1 protein-coding gene is annotated in these 1,549 nt (G+C 36.9%); it reads left to right on the top strand.

Translation table 11 applies throughout. The annotated features are described in order from the left end of the window. Positions 1-117: 117 nt before the first annotated feature. A partial coding sequence (locus tag INF68_RS22960) for a phage portal protein (protein WP_193525477.1) occupies positions 118-1,549 on the top strand: 1,432 nt, incomplete at its 3' end.

The raw sequence follows: 1,549 nt of genomic DNA, 5'->3' as shown, positions 1-1,549 counted from the left end.
AGATGTGTATAAGAGACAGAAAATGAATGGTCAACCTACATCTGGTTCTAGTAGACCATTTAAGAGTATGACTGTATTCCGAGATCCTAACTATCCAGATCGTTGGGGTACTCGCTAATGTGGTTTAAGAAAAAACAACCAGAACAACCAAAACCAGTACAGAAAACTAATGAAGTCCGTGAACATGTTGGTAAAACATTACAACGTGATTTAAACCAGATTCGTACAACTAGTAATGGTGTGAATGCTTTCGGCTTTGGTGTCGGTACTAACTCAGTAAGTATTAATAACATCATTAAATGGCATCTATCAGAATGGCGTAATCAATCACGTGAAGCAACACTAGTAAACCCAATCGCACGTAAGTACATGATGCTTTCTGTAGATGGTGTAGTAGGCAGTAATGGTATCTATGTAAAACCATCAGTAGATATTGATGTTGATGAAGAAACAAAACATACCATTAACCAACAACTAGAAAAACTATTTGATCGTTGGGCTTACGATGCTAGTAAATTCTCTATTGATGGCTCAATGACTTTTGATCTATTCGCACAAGTACTAGAGAAACACCGCTGCCGCGATGGTGAAGCGTTTGTACGTATTCATAATTTCAACCGTTCTATCAAGATTGAAATTATTGATTCTGCCCGTTTGACTCAGTTGAATAACGCAGTACTGGTAGATGGATATATCAGTAATGGGATTGAATATAACAAGTACCGTCAACCTGTAAACTACTATTTCGCTAAATATAATCCAGTAACATATACATATGATGCTACTAGTTATGAAGTTGTACCAGCAAATGAAATCCTACATTACTTTGTTATGGATGATGCCACACAGGAACGCGGTATACCGGATCTAATTGCCAGTACTAAAGTTTTAGCAGACTTAAAGAACTTCCAGGAAGCGGCATTACTTGCTAAACGAATCTCAGCCAGTGTAACCACATTCATTACTAATAATGGCGGTAACAAAGAATTAGCACTAGATGAAGGTGAACAAGATGCAGCGATTTATAACGAGTACTTAGAACCTGGTGCTATCTTTGAATTAAATGCTAATCAAGATGTTAAATCGGTTGATCCCCGTAATGGTGTTGACGGTATAGCAGAATTCACAGATGTACTATTTGATAATATTTCAATGGGCTTAAATGTCACTAAGCAATCCCTAATGGGAAGTACTGCTGATGCGTCATTTAGTGCTGCGAAACTTGCCGAACGCCTACAAGCTACAACTTTCAGTACTCGAACTAATGTACTCATAAATAAAGTACTCAAGCCAATTTATACAGCTTGGTTAAAGAATGAAATGCTAAATAATAGTAAGTTGAAATTAAGTTTTTCTGATTTCGATGATCTTGTATGTGCTCGTTATATCCCTACTAAACCTATTTCACTTGATCCATTGAAGGATATTCAATGTGAAGTAGCTGCTATTGATGCTGGTTTGAAATCCCGTACACAGGTAATTAGTGAAATGGGTGGTGATCCACGTGTTGTACTTCAAGAAATAGAGAATGAGAAAAATATGAACAAGG

Origin of the sequence: Enterobacter cloacae complex sp. P16RS2, assembly GCF_014982155.1 — a bacterium.
Lineage (GTDB): Bacteria > Pseudomonadota > Gammaproteobacteria > Enterobacterales > Enterobacteriaceae > Enterobacter > Enterobacter cloacae_M.
The sequence above is the reverse complement of the archived record's forward strand: the minus strand, read 5'-3'. Positions and strand labels throughout refer to the sequence as shown.